The sequence below is a fragment of the Rossellomorea sp. NRS-1567 genome (assembly GCF_050467885.1).
In the GTDB taxonomy this organism is placed as follows: Bacteria; Bacillota; Bacilli; order Bacillales; family Bacillaceae_B; genus Rossellomorea; species Rossellomorea aquimaris_C.
Genome location: NZ_JBITPL010000021.1, coordinates 1 through 21,882, shown reverse-complemented (window position 1 = coordinate 21,882; position 21,882 = coordinate 1). Strand labels below are relative to the sequence as shown.

The 21,882-nt window shown below is 41.9% G+C and carries 22 protein-coding genes, 1 tRNA gene, 1 other RNA gene and 1 other annotated feature; of the genes, 7 read left to right on the top strand and 17 right to left on the bottom strand.

What is annotated here, in order from left to right; all coding sequences use genetic code 11:
* Window positions 1-406: 406 nt before the first annotated feature.
* Entirely contained in the window at window positions 407-1,228 is an 822-nt protein-coding gene (locus ACIFOD_RS16255; protein ID WP_430315497.1) for a hypothetical protein, read from the bottom strand.
* A gap of 223 nt (window positions 1,229-1,451) precedes the next feature.
* Between ACIFOD_RS16255 and ACIFOD_RS16250 the strand changes: the two genes are divergently transcribed.
* A complete protein-coding gene (locus ACIFOD_RS16250) occupies window positions 1,452-1,931 on the top strand; it encodes a PaaI family thioesterase (RefSeq protein WP_430315496.1) in 480 nt (159 codons plus the stop codon).
* A gap of 61 nt (window positions 1,932-1,992) precedes the next feature.
* On the opposite strand, the gene ACIFOD_RS16245 is transcribed toward ACIFOD_RS16250, so the two are convergent.
* The 8 genes from ACIFOD_RS16245 to tadA form a co-directional block, all read right to left on the bottom strand.
* A complete protein-coding gene (locus ACIFOD_RS16245) occupies window positions 1,993-3,147 on the bottom strand; it encodes a glycerate kinase (RefSeq protein ID WP_430315495.1) in 1,155 nt (384 codons plus the stop codon).
* A gap of 108 nt (window positions 3,148-3,255) precedes the next feature.
* Entirely contained in the window at window positions 3,256-3,519 is a 264-nt protein-coding gene (locus ACIFOD_RS16240) for a pro-sigmaK processing inhibitor BofA family protein (RefSeq protein WP_044340676.1), read from the bottom strand.
* Window positions 3,520-3,581: 62 nt separating this feature from the next.
* A complete protein-coding gene (locus ACIFOD_RS16235; RefSeq protein ID WP_113971516.1) occupies window positions 3,582-3,800 on the bottom strand; it encodes a YaaL family protein in 219 nt (72 codons plus the stop codon).
* Between the two features lie 17 nt (window positions 3,801-3,817).
* Complete coding sequence (recR, locus tag ACIFOD_RS16230; protein ID WP_044340678.1) at window positions 3,818-4,414, bottom strand: recombination mediator RecR; 597 nt, start codon at window positions 4,412-4,414, stop codon at window positions 3,818-3,820.
* An 11-nt stretch (window positions 4,415-4,425) separates the two neighbouring features.
* Window positions 4,426-4,746 carry a YbaB/EbfC family nucleoid-associated protein gene (locus tag ACIFOD_RS16225; RefSeq protein ID WP_113971517.1) on the bottom strand — a complete coding sequence of 107 codons (321 nt, stop codon included), beginning with the start codon at window positions 4,744-4,746 and terminating at the stop codon, window positions 4,426-4,428.
* Window positions 4,747-4,787: 41 nt separating this feature from the next.
* Entirely contained in the window at window positions 4,788-6,476 is a 1,689-nt protein-coding gene (gene dnaX, locus ACIFOD_RS16220) for a DNA polymerase III subunit gamma/tau (RefSeq protein WP_430315494.1), read from the bottom strand.
* Between the two features lie 173 nt (window positions 6,477-6,649).
* Window positions 6,650-6,913, bottom strand: an RNA gene (gene ffs, locus ACIFOD_RS16215) — signal recognition particle sRNA large type.
* A 98-nt stretch (window positions 6,914-7,011) separates the two neighbouring features.
* The gene (tadA, locus tag ACIFOD_RS16210; RefSeq protein ID WP_430315493.1) at window positions 7,012-7,506 is read right to left on the bottom strand and encodes a tRNA adenosine(34) deaminase TadA; all 495 of its coding nucleotides are present in this window, start codon (window positions 7,504-7,506) and stop codon (window positions 7,012-7,014) included.
* An 83-nt stretch (window positions 7,507-7,589) separates the two neighbouring features.
* Between tadA and ACIFOD_RS16205 the strand changes: the two genes are divergently transcribed.
* From ACIFOD_RS16205 to ACIFOD_RS16185, 5 genes are all read left to right on the top strand, one after another.
* A complete protein-coding gene (locus ACIFOD_RS16205) occupies window positions 7,590-8,129 on the top strand; it encodes an isochorismatase family cysteine hydrolase (protein WP_430315492.1) in 540 nt (179 codons plus the stop codon).
* A 77-nt stretch (window positions 8,130-8,206) separates the two neighbouring features.
* On the top strand, window positions 8,207-9,493 hold the full coding sequence (locus ACIFOD_RS16200; protein WP_430315491.1) for a glycoside hydrolase family 18 protein: 1,287 nt from the start codon (window positions 8,207-8,209) through the stop codon (window positions 9,491-9,493).
* Between the two features lie 236 nt (window positions 9,494-9,729).
* Window positions 9,730-10,386 carry a deoxynucleoside kinase gene (locus ACIFOD_RS16195; RefSeq protein ID WP_430315490.1) on the top strand — a complete coding sequence of 219 codons (657 nt, stop codon included), beginning with the start codon at window positions 9,730-9,732 and terminating at the stop codon, window positions 10,384-10,386.
* Complete coding sequence (locus tag ACIFOD_RS16190) at window positions 10,370-11,038, top strand: deoxynucleoside kinase (RefSeq protein WP_113971522.1); 669 nt, start codon at window positions 10,370-10,372, stop codon at window positions 11,036-11,038. Before ACIFOD_RS16195 ends, ACIFOD_RS16190 begins: the two co-directional genes overlap by 17 nt.
* A 145-nt stretch (window positions 11,039-11,183) precedes the next feature.
* Entirely contained in the window at window positions 11,184-11,543 is a 360-nt protein-coding gene (locus tag ACIFOD_RS16185) for a hydrolase (RefSeq protein ID WP_430315489.1), read from the top strand.
* A gap of 109 nt (window positions 11,544-11,652) precedes the next feature.
* Here ACIFOD_RS16185 and ACIFOD_RS16180 read toward each other — a convergent pair.
* The 6 genes from ACIFOD_RS16180 to guaB all read right to left on the bottom strand — a co-directional run bounded on the left by ACIFOD_RS16180 (window position 11,653) and on the right by guaB (window position 18,381).
* Window positions 11,653-11,745, bottom strand: a tRNA-Ser gene (locus ACIFOD_RS16180).
* A 124-nt stretch (window positions 11,746-11,869) separates the two neighbouring features.
* Window positions 11,870-13,144: a serine--tRNA ligase gene (gene serS, locus ACIFOD_RS16175; RefSeq protein ID WP_430315488.1), complete on the bottom strand. Its 1,275-nt coding sequence runs from the start codon at window positions 13,142-13,144 to the stop codon at window positions 11,870-11,872.
* Between the two features lie 48 nt (window positions 13,145-13,192).
* Window positions 13,193-13,401, bottom strand: a binding site (T-box leader).
* 53 nt (window positions 13,402-13,454) lie between these two features.
* Window positions 13,455-14,045, bottom strand: a complete 591-nt coding sequence (gene pdxT, locus ACIFOD_RS16170; protein ID WP_430315487.1) for a pyridoxal 5'-phosphate synthase glutaminase subunit PdxT — start codon at window positions 14,043-14,045, stop codon at window positions 13,455-13,457.
* A gap of 11 nt (window positions 14,046-14,056) precedes the next feature.
* Complete coding sequence (pdxS, locus tag ACIFOD_RS16165) at window positions 14,057-14,938, bottom strand: pyridoxal 5'-phosphate synthase lyase subunit PdxS (RefSeq protein ID WP_430315486.1); 882 nt, start codon at window positions 14,936-14,938, stop codon at window positions 14,057-14,059.
* A gap of 427 nt (window positions 14,939-15,365) precedes the next feature.
* A complete protein-coding gene (locus ACIFOD_RS16160) occupies window positions 15,366-16,721 on the bottom strand; it encodes a D-alanyl-D-alanine carboxypeptidase family protein (protein ID WP_430315485.1) in 1,356 nt (451 codons plus the stop codon).
* 196 nt (window positions 16,722-16,917) lie between these two features.
* Entirely contained in the window at window positions 16,918-18,381 is a 1,464-nt protein-coding gene (guaB, locus tag ACIFOD_RS16155) for an IMP dehydrogenase (RefSeq protein ID WP_397554642.1), read from the bottom strand.
* A 112-nt stretch (window positions 18,382-18,493) separates the two neighbouring features.
* On the opposite strand from guaB, the gene ACIFOD_RS16150 reads away from it, so the two are divergent.
* Entirely contained in the window at window positions 18,494-19,429 is a 936-nt protein-coding gene (locus ACIFOD_RS16150; protein WP_430315484.1) for a YaaC family protein, read from the top strand.
* Window positions 19,430-19,468: 39 nt separating this feature from the next.
* Here the strand turns inward: ACIFOD_RS16150 and ACIFOD_RS16145 are convergent, their stop codons facing one another.
* A complete protein-coding gene (locus ACIFOD_RS16145; protein WP_397554640.1) occupies window positions 19,469-19,954 on the bottom strand; it encodes a glutathione peroxidase in 486 nt (161 codons plus the stop codon).
* Between the two features lie 796 nt (window positions 19,955-20,750).
* On the bottom strand, window positions 20,751-21,882 hold a 1,132-nt coding region (locus ACIFOD_RS16140), incomplete at its 5' end, for an IS256 family transposase (RefSeq protein ID WP_430315483.1).

Genomic DNA, 21,882 nt, shown 5'->3' with positions numbered 1-21,882 from the left:
GCACGCCGCCAGCGTTCGTCCTGAGCCAGGATCAAACTCTCCGATAAAAGTTTGAATAGCTCTTTAAAAATAAATCTAGAATTAACGTTGACGTATTGTCTTGTTTTGTTCAGTTTTCAAGGTTCAATATTGCGTTGGGCTCTCTTGAGCACCTCTTAAATATAACATTTTTCGTCATAAAGCGTCAAGCTTTTTTTAAAATATGTTTTTCGCGTCGTTTTGGCGACAAGGAATATAATAGCATCTTCTACTATAAAGAGTCAATACTATTTTTCACCTTTTACAATTTAATTTCAGAAGGATTTTCTGCTTCATCCATTTTTCTTTTTTAAAAAGTGGTTACTACAATGTATAGAAAGAAACAGTACCTTCCCTAGACTTAGGAAAAGTACTGTCTACACAATTGTTACTCCGACAATTGTATATAGTTGAACGCTCTTTTAGGATAGATGCCGTCAATGAAAGCTAGATCCCATAAGAATGCATGCTCTTTTTTTCCAAAGCACCCTGTGATAATCATCTCCAGATCTACTTTTTCATGGGGAATGCTTTTTGTGAAATACGAATAATGAGAATGTAAGTCTAGGAGAACGACGCCGTCACCCATGATCTTGGTCACTTCGAATACTCCATAAGTTGTTTCATCAAACTCTTCCATACTTTTATCCAAGCGCTCTATTTCATTTATATAATCCCAGTCTGGGAGATGTAACCCCGGATAATTAATTAAGAATAGCTCTGAGAATAGAGCTTCATATTTCTTTAAGGTCGGTGAAGCTTGTGAAATGTAGGGATCTACTACTTCCAGAAACGTTGTATCGTTTCTTTTGTCGAGCCACCGGACAAACTTTCTCAGCTGCAGGAGGAATTGTTCTGTGTAGTTTTTCTTGGGGACGACTTTCATGGTATGAGGGAGATAAGCAAAGATCAGTTCTTCCCAAAAGGATGGTGGACATTCTTTCCATGAGCGTGGACACTCATCTTCTAGGTGATCTGTCATGTAGTGGGCAAATGCGGTGAGGAATTCATTGCGTTTTTTATTGGCCATTTGTTCACGTTTATAATCTATGAGGTCTATACCGTAGTACTCTATTAAACCACGAGATCTCAGATTGAATTCTCTGCCAATCTTGAATTTCTCCAGCATTTCGAGGTGCTCATCCGGATGATTGAATTCCTGTAACCAGACTCTCATTTGAGGACTGTCTTGAATTAGTCTGCTTTTCACTATTAAAACCACCAGCTTTCTAGATTTTTTGCTAAATTGGAAAATGAAACAGGAAGGGAGGAGAGGGGTTAACCATATTATACCAACCCCAACTAGTAATGAAAAGCATTTTTAACTTTATATTTGTAAAAATACTTCACATAAATCAAATCAATAAAGGAATTTCAGAACGATAATAGAAGAGTACTAGAGAAAGAGTTTGTGATGAAGGGAGAATATAATAATGAACGAAGTCACTCACGCCATTCAGGATGATTACCCAGATGACTTTGCGTGGTGTTATGGCTGCGGCCGACTCAACAAGGATGGGCATCATTTTCGTACCGGAGTGGAAGATGGTCACACGGTCACGATTTACACACCTAAACCGGAACACACTGCTTTGCCTGGCTTCGTCTATGGCGGGTTGATTGCTTCCTTAATCGATTGCCACGGCACTGGATCAGCAGCCATTGCTCTTCATGGAAAGAACGGTGGAGTAATTGGTGGTGGTCAAGAGCCTCCACGATTTGTCACTGCTTCCTTACAAGTGGATTTTATGAAACCCACGCCTCATCACGTTCCGTTAAAAGCGGTGGGGACAGTTCATGAAGTTCATCCTAAGAAATTCAGAGTGGAAACAGAGGTGTTTGCAGAAGGAAAACTGTGTGCACGGGGTGAAGTAATAGCGGTGGTGATGCCAAAATCGTTTTTAAGTGAATAGTAGAAGCTCAGCAAGTGACCTTCCTTCATCCCGGAAGGAAGGTCACTACAATTATACTAAATTAAACTGGTTTGTTTCCCGTCTCCCCAAATAACTCATATGTCCTCATCAATCTTGCAGCCGCTTCTTCCAACAAAGCACTTCCGTTTGTCATGGCCTCCGTTAATGTCATAGGTTCATTAACAATCGGAAGAAGTAACTTTATACCTTCAGCATGGAGAAGTTCCAAGTCACCTTCTATTTTTCCTGCAAACACCGCCACTGGAATTCCATACTTTGCAGCTATTCTCCCGATGCCTACAGGTACTTTTCCATAAAGGGATTGACCATCGATCTGCCCTTCTCCAGTCAAAACAAGTGCCGCGTCTTTCAAGTGATCCTCCAGACCGCTCTCTGTTGCCATTATATTAAAACCACTCTCAAATACTGGTTGAAAAAAGGATAGAAGGGAAAAGCCCAGCCCGCCGGCAGCTCCACTTCCTTGATCATGCCTGCAATCCAGTCCCGTATGTTCAACTACCTTTTCAGCAAAGTGCCTCATCCCTCCTTCAAAGGCCGCAAATTTCTCTTGCATGACACCTTTTTGAGGTCCAAATACGGTCACAGCTCCTTTATTCCCTAACAGAGGGTTCGTTACATCGGAAGCGACTGTCCACTTGACTAGCTTAAGCCGTTGATCAAACTGAGTAGAATCAATGGATTGGATTTCTCCAAGCATGTTCCCTCCCGCTTCAAGCACCTCACCCTGTTTATTGAAGAAACGGATGCCTAACGCCTGAAGAAAACCCGCGCCTCCATCAACGGTTGCACTACCTCCCAACCCAAGAATGATGTGCTCTGCTCCTAGGTCTAAAGCGGATTTTATAAGCTCACCGGTCCCGAATGTAGAGGCTGCTTCCGGGTTCAACTCACTTCCTTTTAACAAAGTAAGGCCGGAAGCAGCTGCCGTTTCAATAACGGCTGTCTTTGTTTCCGGTATCCAGCCAAAAGCAGCTGAAATTTCACGCCCCAGGGGATCTCTCACTTGAGCCGATCGCGTTTCCCCATTCATGATGCTCATCATGGCATCGACCGTGCCTTCACCACCATCAGCCATTGGGATGATGACTGTTTCACATGAAGGATTAATCTGATGAATCCCTTTCTTAATTGCTTCAGCCGCTGCTGTACTTGTCATGGAACCTTTAAAGGAATCGGATGCAATGACGATTTTCATTGTTCTTCCCCCTGTTCTCTTTCTATGTAAAAAAGCAGCCAAGATCCAAGTAAGAATAAATCCCACCTGATGCTACGACTGCCTTTCTTCTTGCTATAGTATGGATGGTTATAGGATCCACATCTGGATGACGGTCAATCCCACCACTCCCGGAATACCTAATATTCCAGAAATAGATGAGGTTGCCAGATTAATAGGAACGTGGATTCCGTACTGACTGCCAAAGGCGTTCAGGAAAAATAAAAATAGTGCTCCGATCATGACCTTCATGGCAACTTGTCCCACAAACCGAAGTGGCTTGATTGGTGTGCCGGTGGCAAGTAGAAGTACAATCAGTCCGCTGATCACTGCAATGACGATAACTGGGCTCATACCCTTCTCTCCTCTCAACATAGAACATAAATAGTCTCTTATTGAAAGGATATGAGGGTTGTCTACCTTTTTATGACGATCTTTCTATGTTTTGCTTCTCTAAAGAGAAAAAAATATTTAGCTTCTGCTATTTTCGAGTGACAGTGGATGTTCAGATTGTAATCCACACTCATCTCATCGATGGAACGTTGCTGATTCCACTGATCCTTGGTTTCGTCTAAAACGTGAAGTAAGGATTGGTCATACTCTTTTTTCAGCTTTCCTTTTTTCCGGAAAAACATAGGTATCCTCTCCTTCGTTAAACGTCTCTTCTTCCCTCGAGAGCTTTCGATAACGTTACTTCATCTGCATACTCAAGATCTCCACCGACAGGAAGTCCATGGGCAATCCTTGTGATTCGGATGCCGGATGGTTTGACCAGCCGTGAAATGTACATCGCTGTCGCTTCCCCTTCTATGTTCGGGTTGGTAGCGAGGATGACTTCCTGGACCTCGTCACCGTGAAGACGCTTTATCAGATCCGGAACATTAATGTCCTCGGGTCCAATCCCGTCCATAGGGGAGATGGCACCGTGGAGCACATGATATTGTCCGTTATACTCTTTCATCTTCTCCATCGCAATGACATCCTTAGGGTCTTGAACCACACAGATGATGCTGCGATCCCGTCTTTGATCCTCACAGATATAGCATGGATCCTGATCTGTAATATGACCGCAAACAGAACAGTAACTTAGATTACGTTTCGCATTGACCAATGCTTTCGCAAAGTCCAATACAGTATCTTCTTTCATGCTAAGAACAAAAAAAGCCAGTCGGGCCGCAGTTTTCGGCCCGATTCCCGGCAGTTTCATAAAGCTGTCGATCAGCTTTGATATAGGCTCAGGATAATGCATCGTATTGCCTCCTAGAACATTCCCGGTAGGTTCATTCCTTTAGTGAATTGACCCATAGTTGAGTTCGTTAATTCGTCTGCTTTCTTCAGTGCATCGTTTGTAGCTGCAAGGACTAAATCTTGTAGCATTTCTACGTCATCCGGATCAACAGCTTCTTCGTTGATCTTCACATCAAGAACTTGTTTGTGACCGGAAACGATAACCGTCACCATTCCGCCGCCTGCCGTTCCTTCGATTTGCTTTTCACCTAGTTCTTCTTGAGCTTCCGCCATTTTCTTTTGCATCTTTTGCATTTGCTTCATCATATTTTGCATATTACCATTTCCACGCATAATCTCATTACCTCCAGTAAATTTTTAAAATCTTACGTTAATCAATCGTTTAGTTCTATTAAATCCATACCGACAAGCTTTTCAGCTTCCTTCAAGAGGGAGTCATCTCCTTGATCCTCGCCAGTTGATTCGCCATCTTCTGTTTTGGAGTTTCGGATAAAGTCCTCTCTTATGGACATCCACTGATCTTCAGGAATTCCAATCGCTGCATAGGTGTTTCCCGTAAGCTCTTCAAGTATGGAAGCAATCGCTGAAGTGAAAGCCTGATTCTCCATCGCCATCTGACAATGAATATCGTATTTAAATTTTAACACAAATGAGCCGTCTGTAGCTGCTACAGGTTCAGCATCATTTAACAATGCTGATTGTGAACGCATTTGACGCTGGTTTAATGTTTCGACCATATCTCCCCAGCGGCTCTTGATCAAATTAAGATCTTCTTTCGTGGCCGTTCGGAGTACTTCCTGAATCTTCCCGGTAGGAGCCCGGAAGCCTTTCTTTGCCCGGATCGGCTTTTTCGCCGGTTGTGAAGCCGGCTCTGCTTGAACCTTGACACCATTCGCCTTCAGTTGTTCGACCTCTTTTTCAAGAAGTTTGATCTTTTTCATCATCTCGCTCACTTCCGGAGAAGAAGCAGATACGTGCGCTTCCATTTGACAAAGCTTCACAATGGAAACCTCGAGGTAGATGCGGGCATGATTCGTGAACTTCATTTCCTGACCGGCCTGATTCAAGACATCGATATATTGATAAATCTGCTGAGGCTGAGTTTGACCGGCCAGTTCTTTAAAATCATCATCGAGCATGACCCGTTCCAGCGATTCTTCAAGATTTGGAGCCGTCTGGTATAACAGCATATCCCGGAAATAAAGAATAAAGTCCTCTGCGAACCTTGCCGGGTCCTTCCCTTGGAATAGCAATTCTTCCAAGGCACTTAATCCACTTGTGACATCTCTTTCCAGAATCGCTTTCGCCAATGTATTTAAATAGCCTTGAGAAACAGCGCCAGTTACAGTCAAGGCATCGTCTACGGTTACCCGGTCTTGACTAAAGGAGATGGCCTGATCAAGAAGGCTAAGGGCATCACGCATCCCGCCTTCAGCAGCCCGTGCAATAATCGTAAGGGCGTTTTCTTCAAAGTTCACACCTGATTCTGTGGCAATATGACTCATCCGTCCCACAATATCCCTGGCTGTAATCCGTTTGAAGTCAAAGCGCTGACAGCGTGAGATGATCGTAAGGGGAATCTTGTGAGGCTCTGTAGTCGCAAGGATAAAGATGACGTGCTTAGGAGGTTCCTCTAATGTTTTCAGTAACGCATTAAAGGCTCCGATAGACAGCATATGGACTTCATCTATGATGTAGACTTTATACTCGACTACATTGGGAGAATATTTGACTTTATCCCGGATGTCCCGGATCTCTTCCACTCCGTTATTGGAAGCGGCATCGATTTCGATGACATCTGGAATCGAACCATCGGTAATCCCTTGGCATGCATCACACTCATTGCAAGGTTCCGCTATAGGAGACCGCTCACAGTTAACTGCTTTCGCCAAGATCTTTGCTGCACTCGTTTTCCCTGTTCCCCTTGGTCCCGAGAATAAATAGGCATGTGAAATCTTCTGATGAAGGAGGGCATTTTGCAACGTTTTCGTTACATGCTGCTGTCCAACTACATCAATAAATGACTGAGGACGCCACACACGATATAAAGCTTGATATGCCAAAATACTCCCCCCTCTTATTTATGTACTATAGTATCTATTATAACGTAATCTAAATCCCTTTTACAAAGAAAACCGGAGATCAATTTAGGTTGGAACCCTTTTGTCGATAAATCTTTTTTACAAACAAAAAACTCACCCTATGAAGGATGAGTTGTTGTATATAATTTAAACTGCCGTGCACCTTTCGTCGACAAGCATCCATAGGCGTTACTCAAGCAGTTAGCTCGGCCCAGGCAACCCTGCGGCACATGGGAGCTTCCACTTAATGCTGCTTCCTTCCGGACCTGACATGGTTCATGGATTCCCATTGCGCAGGACCCAGGCGTCAACACCACTTACTTGAGGCAGCCCTACAGAGTGCAAGCCTCGGAAAGGAATTCGGTCTCGCTAGAGCGGATTGCGAGTACAGGGCACCGCTACCTCCCCACCTAGCACGGCAAAATTGATACCATATTTAGTTGCGCCATTAGTGCGACGCAAAATTAAGTATACTAGGATTTACGGTAAAAAGCAATGATGGGATACTGTAAGTTATTTACATACCAGAAATCCTATTCTTCTTCTCGAGCTTCTTCCGCTCTCGCAAATCTTTAAAAAAACGGGAAAGGATTCCACCGCACTCTTCTGAAAGTACTCCAGGCACTACTTCACATTGGTGATTAAATCGATCATCTTCCAGTAGATTCATTAACGTTCCCGCACAACCCGCTTTAGGATCTTTTGCCCCAAAAATGACTTTCTCAATCCTGGATAAAATGATGGCTCCACTGCACATCGGACACGGTTCAAGGGTGACATAAAGCTCCGCCCCTTCAAGCCGCCATGTGCCAAGCTTCTTACATGCCTCTTGAATGGCTAATGTCTCGGCATGGGTGATGGCATTTTGACTCGTTTCTCTCAGATTATGAGCGCTGGCAATGATTTCTTCCCCCATGACAATGACGGCTCCGATCGGAACTTCTTGAATCGCTGCCGCTTTTTCTGCTTCCTTTAATGCTTCCAACATAAATCGTTCTTCTCTTATATCCATTATGTACTCCCACAAATTTATTTCTCGATCCTTTATAAAATATCCCCATTCACCCCAAACTATAAGAGAAAGGGGCATACAATATGATACCTAACCAAACAGCTCTTCTTGTTATCGACATCATGAATCCGTTCGACTTTGAGCATGGAAACATACTGGCTCGCCATACCCTCAACATTGTTGAACCTATAAACACATTACGTCACTATTGTACCAAACATGAGCATCCTGTCATTTATATTAATGACCATTATGAGCTATGGAAAGCAGATTACAAAGAGATTTACCAGAAATGTCATAATGATGTGAGCGATTGTATCATGACTCCACTCCAACCGACGGATAAAGACTTTTTTCTTATTAAACCAAAGCATTCCGCTTTTTATGGCACGGCGTTAAATACACTTTTGCACCATTTGTCTGTGAAAAATCTTATCATCACGGGTATCGCCGGAAACATCTGTGTACTCTTTACAGCAAACGATGCCTATATGAGAGAGTTTAACCTTATTGTGCCCCGTGACGCCATCGCATCTGTCAGTGATGAAGATAATCACTATGCGTTGACGATGATGAAAAATGTATTAAAAGCGAAGATTGATTCCACTGGTGAGATAGTATAAATTTGTTCATCAAAACATATCCAGCCCTTCTATTTCATAAGTTGATTATAGTGAATGAAATATAGGAGGGTCTGTGTATGCAAATTCATGTTGTCCAACCGAACCAATCATTATTTGGTATCGCCCAAGCGTATGGATCAACAGTTAAGGATATAGTAGATGCCAATGAACTGCCAAATCCTGATAACCTGGTGGTCGGCCAATCACTGGTCATCCCTATTATAGGAAGCTTTTATTTTGTTCAACCTGGAGATAGCCTTTGGGCGATCAGTCAGAAGACAGGAGTCCCCTATCAGGAATTGGCAAGAGTGAACGGAATATCTCCCAATCATCCTTTACAGGTGGGGTTTCGTTTATACGTTCCACAGAAGCCTAAAGGAAAAGCGGAGTTTAACGCATATGTAGAGCCTTACGGAAAAGAAGTGGCCCAAAACCTTGAAGATAGTGCCAAGGAAGCAGCACCTTATCTTACCTATCTGGCTCCATTCAGTTTTCAAGCGAAACGTGACGGCACCCTGCAAGAACCGCCTCTCGGAAATCTGATTCAAACAGGAAAAGACAATAAAAATGTCATGATGATGGCCATCACCAACCAAGAGGAAGGAACATTTAGCGATGAACTTGGACGAATCCTGCTGACCAACCAGGCGATCCAAGATAAATTCCTTAATAATGTTGTACAAACAGCCAAAAAATATGGGTTCAGAGACATTCACTTCGACTTTGAATATTTACGTCCACAGGACAAAGAAGCATACAACCAATTTTTACGAAAAGCAAAACAACGTTTTAATCAAGAAGGGTGGCTGCTTTCAACCGCATTGGCTCCAAAGACCAGTGCCGACCAAAAAGGCAAATGGTATGAAGCCCATGATTATAAAGCTCACGGTGAAATTGTCGATTTTGTCGTGATCATGACCTATGAGTGGGGATATAGTGGAGGTCCCGCCATGGCCGTCTCCCCTATCGTACCTGTTCGTGATGTGCTTGAATACGCCATTTCAGAAATGCCTCCATCCAAGATTCTCATGGGGCAGAATTTATATGGATATGACTGGACCCTTCCATTTGTACAGGGGAGTACTGCGAAAGCCATCAGTCCTCAACAGGCAATCAAGATAGCCGCGGACAATAACGTACCGATTCAGTATGATCAAAAAGCACAGGCCCCTTTCTTTAAATACCGAGATGCAAGCACCGGAAAAGATCATGAAGTATGGTTTGAAGATGCACGGAGCATCCAGGCAAAATTCGACCTCATGAAAGAGCTGAAACTAAGAGGGATGAGCTACTGGAAACTGGGTCTTCCATTCCCGCAAAACTGGCTGTTACTTTCTGACAATTTCAATGTCGTAAAAAGATAATAAATAGAAGCTGATGGATAGGTAAATCTATAAACACCTATCCATCAGCTTTTTATTTGCTTCCCCTTAAGAGTCGAAGGTTTAAAGTCGATATAGTGAACGTAGCGTATTTTCTGAACCCGGGAAATAACCTGAACAAACCATCCATATATTGTGTTACAATAATTCCTGTCGTAATTTTTTATTTTTACATTTTTATAAGAGAAAAGATTGCCGTAATATGAGGAGGACAATTAATGGGGCGCATTCCTTTCATTACCGTTGAAGGCCCGATTGGAATAGGAAAAACCTCTCTGGCAAAAGCGATTTCAGAGCATTTCCATTTTCACCTACTGAAAGAAATCGTGGATGAAAACCCGTTCTTAGACAAATTTTATGATGACATTGAAGAGTGGAGCTTTCAAACAGAGATGTTTTTCTTATGCAATCGATATAAACAATTAGAAGATATCGAAAAACACTACTTATCTCAGAACAAATCTGTCGTAGCAGATTATCATATTCTTAAAAACATCATCTTTGCTAAACGAACATTGAAAGATGAACAACAGTTCAAAAAGTATCTTAATATCTATGACATCCTAACGTCGGATATGCCGAGGCCAAATGTCGTGATCTACTTAAACGCAAGCCTCGATACGCTATTAAAGCGTATTGAAAAAAGAGGAAGAGACTTCGAAAAGAAAATCAGCCCTCTTTACCTTAAGCAGCTATCACTGGACTATGAAGAATATATGAATACATTTGAAAAAACTCACCCGGACATTCCTGTTCTTCGCTACAATGGCGACCACGTAGACTTCGTTCAAAATAAAGAGGACCTGGAACACATTCTTACACAGTTAGAGACTACACTAAAAAAAGGAGTTCACTATCATGAATCTTCGCACTAAATACGGGATCCCGAACAATGCCGTGATCACCATTGCCGGAACAGTCGGTGTCGGGAAATCCACCATGACAAACGGCTTGGCGGGCGCACTCGGCTTCCGAACGTCATTTGAAAAAGTTGATACCAATCCGTATCTCGATAAATTTTATCAGGACTTTAAGAGCTGGAGCTTCCACCTTCAAGTATACTTCTTAGCGGAACGCTTCAAAGAACAAAAGAAAATCTTTGAATACGGCGGCGGTTTCATTCAAGATCGTTCCATCTATGAAGATACAGGCATCTTTGCCCGCATGCATTATGAAAAAGGGAATATGAGCGAAATCGATTATGAAACGTATACAAGTCTTTTCGATGCTATGGTCATGACACCATACTTCCCACACCCTGATCTTCTGATTTACCTGGAAGGGTCCATTGATAACGTCGTTGATCGTATCCGTGAGCGCGGCCGCCCTATGGAACAACAAACACCTGTTGCCTACTGGGAAGAAATGCACGAGCGTTATGAAAACTGGATAAATTCCTTTAATGCTTGTCCAGTACTCAGACTGGACATCAGCGAATACGATCTCGTGAACGATCAAAACTCAATCGAACCGATCGTTGAAAGAATCGGATATTTCATTGAACAGACGAGAATGTTAAAGAGTTAAATATATGTAAAAGACTACTCTGTGCTTTGCGGCAGGAGTAGTCTTTTTTTATCTATAAAGTTTTTGAAAACCATCCATCCGTTTATTTCCATTCGAAACGAGGTATATGTACAAACAAACAGAAATATAAGGAGTTGGAATAATCATGGAATCGAAACGAACTTATTTTGTAGATATAAGCAGCGGGGATATCCTTCAAGACCCGAATCAAAATGCCAGTCCAAGCTTTCGCATATTTGCTACTCCGACAGAAGTAAACGAACTGAAAATGTTGTTCAACGATAACTATGATGATGACATGTCGACTATGAGACGGGCTCAGGTTCCTTTCCGCCAATATCACAATTCACCAGAGGACGATCAATATGATCAATCGATGAAAAACATCTATTCTATGATCTATAAGCTTGGTGACGAAGAAGCACGGAGACATATTATAGGAATAGGCGTACTTGGACATACTTCGGATTCTCACTTAAGGGAGGATATCGAAAACCTTAAGTAAATTCTCCTTGAGACAATGGTCATATGTATAAAGCAAAAAAATTCGTTACATATAATATGTAACGAATTCTATCTCCAATGTTTATGCGCTATGGTTATAAAAAAATCAATGGAGGAGGAAGGGGGATTCGAACCCCCGCGGGCTGTTACACCCCTGTCGGTTTTCAAGACCGATCCCTTCAGCCGGACTTGGGTATTCCTCCGTATCGACAAGAATTATAATAACATGGTGTACAAACGGAGTCAAGCATATTTCTTAAAAAATTAAAAAGGTGCCCCGCGCTGAATTCGTGAGGCACCTTTTCAATGTCGTCCAGTTAGCTGATGTTATTTAATGACTTCCGCTCCACCCATATAAGGACGAAGAGCTTCGGGAACGATTACAGATCCATCTTCTTGCTGGTAGTTTTCTAAGATAGCGGCAACCGTACGTCCGATTGCTAAGCCAGATCCATTCAGCGTATGCACATGTTCAGGTTTTCCTTTAGCTTCTCTTCTGAAACGAATGTTCGCACGTCTTGCCTGGAAGCCTTCAAAGTTACTGCAAGAAGAAATCTCACGGTATGTTCCGTAGCTTGGAATCCAGACTTCAATGTCATATTTCTTGGCAGCGGTGAAACCTAAATCCGCTGTACACATAGATAACACACGGTATGGTAAGCCCAGTAACTGAAGAACTTTTTCAGCATGGCCAGTCAGCTTCTCAAGCTCATCATAAGAGTCTTCAGGTTTCACAAAGCGAACCAGCTCAACTTTGTTGAATTGATGCTGACGGATTAGACCACGTGTATCACGACCGGCAGATCCAGCTTCAGAACGGAAGTTGGCACTGTACGCCACATAGCTTACGGGTAACTCTTCACCCTTCATGATTTCATCACGGTGATAGTTCGTTACAGGCACTTCTGCTGTAGGAACCAGGAAGTAATCCTCACTTTCGATTCTAAACGCATCCTCTTCGAACTTAGGAAGTTGACCTGTTCCCGTCATACTCGCTCTATTCACGAGGAATGGAGGGATCATTTCTGTATACCCATGCTCATCCATGTGGAGATCCATCATGAAGTTAATCAGGGCTCTTTCAAGTCTGGCCCCTAACCCTTTATAGAAAACAAAACGGCTTCCGGTCACTTTGGCGGCACGTTCGAAATCCAGGATCCCAAGGCCTGTTGCAATGTCCCAGTGAGGCTGTGCCTCGAAATTAAACTCACGAATCTCTCCCCATTTGCGGGCCTCTACGTTATCATCCTCGGTTTCACCAACCGGTACCGTTTCATGTGGAATGTTAGGAATGGAAAGCAGGATACGTTCTAACTCCTCTTCAATTCCTCGTAGTTCATCATCCAGTTTTTTCACCATGGCCCCAACTTCACGCATTTCAACAATCAGGTCCTCCGCATCCTTTTTCTCTTTCTTCAGCTCTGCAATCTGCTGGGATACGTCATTTCGCTTGCTCTTTAATTCTTCACTTTCCACAAGCAGCTCTCTTCTTCTCTTATCAAGCTCTTCGAATTTATCGAAATCCTCCAGGTTCTCACCGCGGTGCTGTAGACGGGCTTTCACATCTTCCAGATTATTACGTAAATACTTAATGTCTAACATGAGATTCTCTCCTTTTTTATAAAAAAATAAAAAACCCCCATCCCTGGTAAAAGGGACGGAGGTTTCCGCGTTGCCACCCTAGTTGAAGACGCTAAGCACCTTCCTCTTAAGAGATGGTAACGGAATCACCGAAAATACCTACTTCATTCAGTACTTCACTCTAGGATGGATTCATAAAGCTCTTGCGTCGATTCTCACCAGCCACCGACTCTCTTAAGCAAGCCTTCTTTACTACTATTTCCTATCAACGATTTAAATGTTTATTGGTTATTTCATAATCTACTACAATGTTTTCCATTTTGCAATAGAATTATGCGATTGTTTTTTCCATGCTTTCTTTCACCATCTCAACGAAGAAAGACGTCAAGCGGTGATCGTCCGTTAATTCAGGATGGAAAGAGCAACCGAGGAATTGCCCGTGGCGTGCAAGAACAATCCGTTCATTATGCTTAGCCAGGATTTCAACATCTTCTCCCGCCTCCACGATATGGGGAGCACGGATGAAGACGGCATTGAATCCTTCTCCAATATGAGCAATCGAAAGATTCGCTTCAAAACTTTCTTTCTGACGCCCAAAGGAATTACGTTCCACTGTTACGTCCATCACACCAAGGTGAGGTTCGTCGTATCCGACAATGTGCTTCGCTAAGAGGATCAATCCTGCACATGTTCCAAAGATCGGCTTCCCGGCTGCCGCAAATTGTCTTAACGGCTCCATAAAGTCATATCGATCGATCAGCCTTCTCATAGTTGTACTTTCCCCACCTGGCATGATCAGCCCTTGAATCTCTTCCAGCTGCTCCACACGCTTAATGACGACTGCCTTGGCACCAGAAGCTTCGATTGAACGAACATGCTCCCTGACAGCACCTTGAAGTCCTAATATACCGATGTTCAACATAGAATCACACCTTACCATCCACGATCTTGCATACGGTTTTCAGGTAAAATAGAAGAAATTTCTACTCCCTTCATTGCTACACCAAGCTCTTTAGAAAGCTCTGCGATCAACTTGTAATCTTGATAGTGAGTTGTCGCTTCTACGATCGCTTTTGCAAATTTCTCAGGGTTTTCTGATTTGAAGATACCAGAACCTACGAATACTCCGTCAGCCCCTAATTCCATCATAAGAGCCGCATCGGCTGGTGTTGCAATTCCGCCTGCAGCAAAGTTTACAACAGGTAAACGTCCGTTTTCTTTAATTTCTAACAATAATTCATATGGAGCTCCCAAAAGTTTAGCTTCCGTCATGATTTCATCTTTATTCATGCTTACAAGCTTGCGAACCTGGGCATTTACTTTACGCATATGACGAACCGCTTCAACGATGTTACCTGTTCCCGGCTCACCTTTTGTACGTAACATAGACGCACCTTCACCAATACGGCGGGCAGCTTCACCTAAATCACGGCACCCACATACGAATGGAACAGTGAAATCTCTTTTATTTAAATGGTACTCTTCATCAGCTGGCGTCAATACTTCACTCTCATCAAGATAATCAACACCCATTGATTCAAGGACTCTTGCCTCTACAATATGACCGATACGAGCCTTTGCCATTACTGGAATCGACACAGCGCCCATAACTTCTTCAATAATACGGGGATCTGCCATTCTTGCTACCCCACCTGCAGCACGGATGTCTGCTGGAACTCGTTCTAAAGCCATTACTGCCACTGCACCCGCAGCTTCAGCAATTTTTGCCTGCTCTGCATTGACAACGTCCATAATAACGCCGCCTTTTTGCATTTCAGCCATACCTCTTTTAACACGATCTGTACCAGTATTCATATCTATATCCCCCTTATATTTATCCCATGCCTGTCCCATTTACACCCAAAAAAGGAAGAAAACGTGACTAAAACAATCGGAATGATTATGTAACCCTACTGCTAAATAAACAATAAAAAAAGACTTATGTCAAGAGACGAAAAGCGGAAGGGCTTTGCCCAGAGGCGACAAGCATAAGACGAACATGCCGGAAAGGCGTTCTTTGCCTTTTTGGCATGTTTGGCTTATGACCTCGAGCCTCTAAGCCCTGGAGCTGGACATCTCGAAAAGCGGAAGCGGCTTGGTCAGGCCCGACAAGAATTTCTTGGGAATTCCACAAGGCGCTCTTCCTAAGATACCTCTTTATCACTCTACCTATAAAAAAACACCAAGACTTGTCCTGAAATAAAAGTCTTGGTGCTGATTTAATCATTTACCTAAGGGCTTATTAGAACCAGCCTTTAACCGTTGATGTAACCGAGTTCCAGATGTCCCCGAAGAAACCCCCTACCGCTCTCATTGAAAGAACAAACCAGTTTGCTTTTTCAACACCATCTACAGCTACTACAGATGCTTTCGATGCATTTGTGCCTTTATCTGTAAGGTACCCTAAATCTTTCTTATCCTTTGATTCTAACGTGACATACCCAACTTTTTCTCCTTTTTTAACCGGAGCAGTCAGTTCACTTTCATCGTTCAGCTTTTTCTTATCCAACACAAATTTCGGTTTGTATTGATCTTCTTCGCCGTTTTTAATCACCATGCTTAACGGGGCATCCGTTTTAATTTGAACTTCTTTTTCCTTCCCTTTATCAACTGGAAGTGTCTTTTGACCTTTCACTTGATAGTCTGCAGGGAGTACTTCCTCTATTGTATAATTGTTGAATGCATAATCCATCATTTTTCTTGTTTCACTAAAGCGGGCATCGTAGGAGTTTTCACCTGCCGGGACATCAACATCCATTACCACGGTAATGAATCTCATTCCGTCTCTTTCTGCTGTACCGGTGAAGTTAGCTCCTGCAAAATCTGTGGTACCGGTTTTTAAACCGTCCATACCTTCGTACTCACGGATCAATCCAGGTAACATCCAGTTCCAGTTATCCATCTGAGTGGGGTCACCCGTTCCTTCTGCAAATACTTTCTTAGCAATACTGGAAGTCTCAAGTACCTCCGGGTAATCATGCAGCAAGCGATACGCAAGTGTTGCAACGTCCTTGGCAGACATCACATTTTCTTCTTCCGGACCACCAACCACCTTATCTGCGTAAGGTGCCAAGTCTTTATTGTTTAAACCTGTTGAATTTACAAATTTATATTTTTCCAAGCCGAGTTCTTTAGCCTTTGCATTCATCATTTTAACGAAGTTCGCTTCTGTGCCGGCAATCGTTTCTGTAATGGCTATTGTCGCTGCATTAGCTGAATAGATCGCCATTGCTTCATACAGCTCTTTAATGGTATAAGTACCTTCTACTTCAAGGCTAACATTACTAAGACCAGTATTATGAGACATTTGAGAAATGTTCGCAGGTACCGTATACTTCTGGTCCCATTTCACCTTACCTTCTGCCACAGCTTCCAGTAACAAGTACTCTGTCATCATTTTCGTCATACTCGCAATGCCTTGAGCATTTTCTGAGTTCTTTTCATAAAGAATTTTTCCAGTGCTTGCTTCTACTAGAATCGCAGCTTTTGCGTTAACGTCCAAGTCTCCTTGAGCATTTGCAGGTCTCTCTACAATACCCATTGCCATCATTAAAACCATCATACAAACAAAAGATTTTTGAATCCAACTTCTTTTCACTATTAGCCCTCCAAGATTTTATGTACACCTTCGTTATTTTATCATAGTTCGAAAGGTAAGAATAGACAGAGAATATGACTAGTTTCGGCATGGGTCAAGGGACTTGCGACCTCTGATAAAAGGCGGTAAATATCCTTTTAATCTAAATAAAAAAATGCTGATCAGGAGTATCTGATCAGCATTTGGAATTATTTTCTTATAATGAATAATTTGGTGCTTCTTTCGTGATTTGCACATCATGAGGATGACTTTCACGAAGTCCGGCACCCGTCATTTTAATAAACTGTGCCTGTTCTCTCAACTCATATAAATCCTTCGTTCCACAGTATCCCATGCCTGAACGTAAGCCTCCGACTAACTGATACAGTGTATCAGCTAAAGGTCCTTTGTAAGGAATGCGTCCTTCAATGCCTTCTGGAACAAACTTTTTCGCTTCTTCCTGGAAATAGCGGTCTTTCGATCCTTTTTCCATGGAGCTGACGGATCCCATTCCTCTATATACTTTGAAGCGACGTCCCTGGAAGATTTCCGTTTCTCCAGGGCTTTCAGATGTACCCGCAAGCAAGCTTCCTAACATAACAGCATGTCCACCAGCTGCCAATGCTTTAACGATATCACCTGAATACTTGATGCCACCATCGGCGATGATGCTCTTTCCGTGCTTCCTTGCTTCCGTTGCACAATCATATACAGCGGTAATTTGTGGAACACCTACACCTGCAACAACACGGGTCGTACAGATTGAACCAGGTCCAATCCCCACCTTGACAACATCAGCACCCGCTTCAATTAATTCACGTGTCGCATCAGCCGTTGCCACATTACCGGCTACGATATTTAACGTTGGATAAGCTTCGCGGATTTCACGAACAATAGAAAGAACTCCTGCTGAATGACCATGAGCCGTATCGATTACAATGACATCCACATGTGCTTTCACTAAATGTTCAACACGAGTCAGCGTATCTTTCGAAATACCGACAGCTGCTCCAACTAATAAGCGTCCTTGATCATCTTTAGCCGAGTTAGGGAATTCAATTACTTTTTCGATATCTTTAATCGTAATCAAGCCCTTAAGTGTACCTTCTTGATCAATCAGAGGAAGCTTCTCAATTTTATACTGCTGAAGAATTTTTTCCGCTTCTTCTAGGGTAGTCCCAACAGGAGCTGTCACGAGATTTTCCTTCGTCATGACATCCGAGATTTGAATGGAGTAATCCTGGATGAAACGAAGATCACGATTCGTTAAAATCCCGACAAGCTTCTGCTCTTGTTCGTTGTTCACAATCGGAACACCGGAAATTCTATATTTGCCCATCAAGTGTTCTGCAGAAAAAACTTGATGATCCGGAGTTAAAAAGAATGGATCCGAGATAACTCCACTTTCGGAACGTTTTACTTTATCTACCTGCTCAGCCTGCTGTTCAATACTCATATTCTTGTGGATGATACCCAGTCCACCTGTTCGAGCCATTGCTATTGCCATTTCAGCTTCTGTTACAGTATCCATCCCTGCACTGATCACAGGAACATTCAACTTAATTGAATCTGTTAACTCAACAGAGATGTTTACATCCTTTGGTAATACCTCTGATTTGGCTGGTAATAATAAGACATCATCAAACGTTAAACCTTCTTTAGCAAATTTAGAATCCCACATGTTTTCGGCCTCCCTAGTCCCAAAATATTATTAGTAGGTTATCAATTGGTTAAAATACTGTCAAGAAGAATAGGATTAATTTAATTTTTCAGAATAATTAGAAGGTGATCATTTGAACGAAATACATCAACAATGGGACTTCATTCACTATTTTCAGTCTGCAGAATACTCCCAGAAGTTTCTAAAAAAATGTTATGAAAATTTAGGGGCTTCTCATGCTGAAATGAAAAGCTATGATAACTGTTATCCATTCATGTACTACTTGGAGCAAGGAGAACTTTACTACAGACAAGCTATGCAATCTCCTATATCTCTCAAGCCCATTTTGCTCTTCTATGGATTTATTCACTTTATTAAAGCCATTGTTTTAACTGAGGACCCCTTATATCCAGAAACGACTACGGTCCTGGCCCATGGGATTACATCCAGGAAAAGAAAAAAGCAGCAGTACCGCTTTTTACAAGATGAAGTAAAGGTACAGAAAAATGGTTTGTTTTCACACTTTTCCAACCTCTTGTTTCACGTGAAACATATCGTGGGGGAAAAATACAAGATGGAAGATTTACTCGTGCAAATTCCTGAACTTGATGGAGCATTTCAAATATTGCTCAAAAAGAAAACGATGTTCTGGTTTAATCACCAACATGAGCTGATGATTGATGAGTCACTACTTTCTCATTTTCATATGTCAGAACGTTTGTTCAAACAATATCTGAATGAAAAGCTAACAGAAAACTTCACTTGGATTTCGGACAATACGTTACAATCACTACTTGTTCAAGAGCAACTTCCCGTTAGATGGCACTTGAATAAAAACAAATTAGCCCTGCCTGGTATACGGAATGAAGCCACTACTATACCTGAAGTACTCATCCATTATGCCATACTATACAACCTAAGCATGATTGCCCGATACGAAACAGAATGGTGGGTGGAGCTGTTAAAAAACCGGACCAATGAAGATTATCCCATCATCCATACGTTCATCAATGTCACAACAGAAAAAGCACCGTTTCTTTTACTGAAATTACTTCAGGATAAAATGTAGGGAGAAGAGGAAGGATGAAGCCCTTCCTATCCTCTTCCCCTATTCTGCTTGAAGTAACCTTTTAATATCGTCCTCAATTCTACGGGGATTTGTTTGCGGGGAATAGCGATCAACTACCTCTCCATTTTTCCCAACTAAAAATTTAGTGAAGTTCCACTTAATGTTCGAAAGAAGGACACCCTTTTTCTCTTTCGTTAAAAACGTGAACAGAGGATGAGCTTCCTTCCCCTTCACATCGACTTTTGCAAACATCGGAAAAGATACACCGTAGTTCACCTGACAGAACTCCATGATTTCATTCTGATCATCAAATTCCTGGTTCATGAACTGATCACATGGAAACCCAAGTACAACAAGTCCTTCTTCCTTATACTCTTCGTACAGGCCCTGCAGCTCCTCAAATTGAGGCGTAAAGCCACACTTACTGGCTGTGTTCACGATAAGCATCACTTTCCCCTGGTACTCCTCCAGAGACGTCACAGATCCATTCGATCTTTTTACGGTGAAATCATAAATTGTCGTCATGTTCTTCTCTCCTTGTATATACTCTTATGTAAATAATACTTTAGAGAGTTAGTGGATAGCAATTTTGAGCATGTGATGGTGTGGGTTTAGGGAGTGTGGCTTAAGATACGTTGTGGTGTTGGTTATATGGGGTCAGATAGGCAGTGGGAATTTAGAGGATACTATTTACTTATTGCGCAGTCTTTGGACGCAAACGGTTTAGATTGTAAAGTTTTAATGCAATATAATCAAAAGCTCACTTGCTTATCTTAAGAAGACTATTTTTTATAAAAAAATGAAAATGCATCTGCAAAAAGGACTAATAAATGTGCTATTTTCACCTTAAGCTGTCTCTTGTTATTAGCTAATCTATGTTTTTAGAAGTAAATACTAATATTTTCTTAAATTTATAGATGTAGAAGTATTGAGATTCATCATTTTTGCGTCGTTTTTTATTTTTATGCGTCGTTTCCAGCTGTTATTGCGTCATTTTTTTATTTTTTGCGTCGTTTTCGGCCATTATTGCGTCATTTTTTCGTTTTATGCGTCTTTTACCAATTATCACAGTCAAGTCCTATATATTGTGTAAATTCCTAACTTGTTTTTTAGTCAAGTCCTTAATATTGTGTAAATTCCTTACTTGTCTTTTTCAACTGTTAATTGGATATAGCTATTAGATTCCACATTTTTTTGCGAAACTTCCATAATTTATTCCTTCATAGCCAGGGCAGGCTGTCAAAGGCTCTTCACTTTGACAGCCTGCCCTGGCTATGAAACCATTTGAATGGGAAGTTTCATTCAAAAATGTTAGGGCTTTTTAAAAGGATTTTCTTTTTGAATAATTGGTTTGTTGATAATGAAATAATACTGCTCCGACCAATCGGAAGGCTGACTGAGTGTTAGGGAATATTCTTATGACTTTTTCTCTTCTTCGCACCTCTTGATTTAAGCGTTCCAGACAATTAGTACTGCGAATATGTGGTCGAATTTCTTCAGGGTGATCCATGTACTGAATGGTATCTTCAAAACCTTCATCCAAGACGGCCAACGCTTTTTCATATTTTGTATTCTCGCTAAACTGACTCATCAGTTCTTCTTTAAAGTTTCTCATATCCTCAATTTTGACCGCTTCAAACACTCTCTTAATCATGGTTCTAATTTCTTTAGAATCTTTCTTTGGGAGTTGCTTGAAAATATTTCGTTTGAAGTGTACATTACACCTCTGCCAACTGGTTCCAATAAACTCGCGTAGAATGGCTTTTTGTAGACCTTTGTGGGCATCCGAGACCACAAGCTTAGGAGATTGAAGACCGCGGGATTTCAGTTGTTGAAGAAACCTACTCCAGCTCTCATAGCTCTCCGCGTGATCGACCATCAGACCTAGAATCTCACGATTATTTTTCTCTGAGAGAGCTGTCGCAATGTAGACGGCTTTTGAAACGACACGGTGGTGTTCACGAACCTTTATATACATGGCATCTACAAATATATATGGAAAATAAGTTCCGTTCAAAGGTCTCTTGGCCCAATCATTAATGATGGGATCTAATTTTTGAGTCAGTGAAGAAACGAATGATTTTGAAACTGCCTCTCCACAAAGCTGTTCCACAATATGAGTAACTTTCCGGGTAGAAACACCATTAATCACCATCTCCATCATAGAAATGACAAAGGCCTGGTCACACCGTGCATATTTTTCAAATACGGAAGGTGAAAAATCTCCATTGCGTGTGCGTGGAACCTTCAGCTTGAGTTTTCCAATACTCATTGTAAAATCTCGTTCGTAGTATCCATTCCGATAATCCAAACGATCAGTAGATCGTTCATAAGAAGATGCTTGTAGGTAGTCATCTCTTTCCCTTTCCATGTATTCATTCAATACAAGGACGATGGCAGACCGGACCACCGTTTCGATATTAGAATTTATTACTGCTTCTTTTAAAGAATCC

Coding starts and splice junctions, on each gene's coding strand:
- ACIFOD_RS16250 (WP_430315496.1), top strand. CDS start 1,452: ATGAACGAAGTCACTCACGCCATTCAGGATGATTACCCAGATGACTTT.
- ACIFOD_RS16245 (WP_430315495.1), bottom strand. CDS start 3,147: ATGAAAATCGTCATTGCATCCGATTCCTTTAAAGGTTCCATGACAAGT.
- ACIFOD_RS16240 (WP_044340676.1), bottom strand. CDS start 3,519: ATGAGCCCAGTTATCGTCATTGCAGTGATCAGCGGACTGATTGTACTT.
- ACIFOD_RS16235 (WP_113971516.1), bottom strand. CDS start 3,800: ATGTTTTTCCGGAAAAAAGGAAAGCTGAAAAAAGAGTATGACCAATCC.
- recR (WP_044340678.1), bottom strand. CDS start 4,414: ATGCATTATCCTGAGCCTATATCAAAGCTGATCGACAGCTTTATGAAA.
- ACIFOD_RS16225 (WP_113971517.1), bottom strand. CDS start 4,746: ATGCGTGGAAATGGTAATATGCAAAATATGATGAAGCAAATGCAAAAG.
- tadA (WP_430315493.1), bottom strand. CDS start 7,506: ATGGATATAAGAGAAGAACGATTTATGTTGGAAGCATTAAAGGAAGCA.
- ACIFOD_RS16205 (WP_430315492.1), top strand. CDS start 7,590: ATGATACCTAACCAAACAGCTCTTCTTGTTATCGACATCATGAATCCG.
- ACIFOD_RS16200 (WP_430315491.1), top strand. CDS start 8,207: ATGCAAATTCATGTTGTCCAACCGAACCAATCATTATTTGGTATCGCC.
- ACIFOD_RS16195 (WP_430315490.1), top strand. CDS start 9,730: ATGGGGCGCATTCCTTTCATTACCGTTGAAGGCCCGATTGGAATAGGA.
- ACIFOD_RS16190 (WP_113971522.1), top strand. CDS start 10,370: ATGAATCTTCGCACTAAATACGGGATCCCGAACAATGCCGTGATCACC.
- ACIFOD_RS16185 (WP_430315489.1), top strand. CDS start 11,184: ATGGAATCGAAACGAACTTATTTTGTAGATATAAGCAGCGGGGATATC.
- serS (WP_430315488.1), bottom strand. CDS start 13,144: ATGTTAGACATTAAGTATTTACGTAATAATCTGGAAGATGTGAAAGCC.
- pdxT (WP_430315487.1), bottom strand. CDS start 14,045: ATGTTGAACATCGGTATATTAGGACTTCAAGGTGCTGTCAGGGAGCAT.
- pdxS (WP_430315486.1), bottom strand. CDS start 14,938: ATGAATACTGGTACAGATCGTGTTAAAAGAGGTATGGCTGAAATGCAA.
- guaB (WP_397554642.1), bottom strand. CDS start 18,381: ATGTGGGATTCTAAATTTGCTAAAGAAGGTTTAACGTTTGATGATGTC.
- ACIFOD_RS16145 (WP_397554640.1), bottom strand. CDS start 19,954: ATGACGACAATTTATGATTTCACCGTAAAAAGATCGAATGGATCTGTG.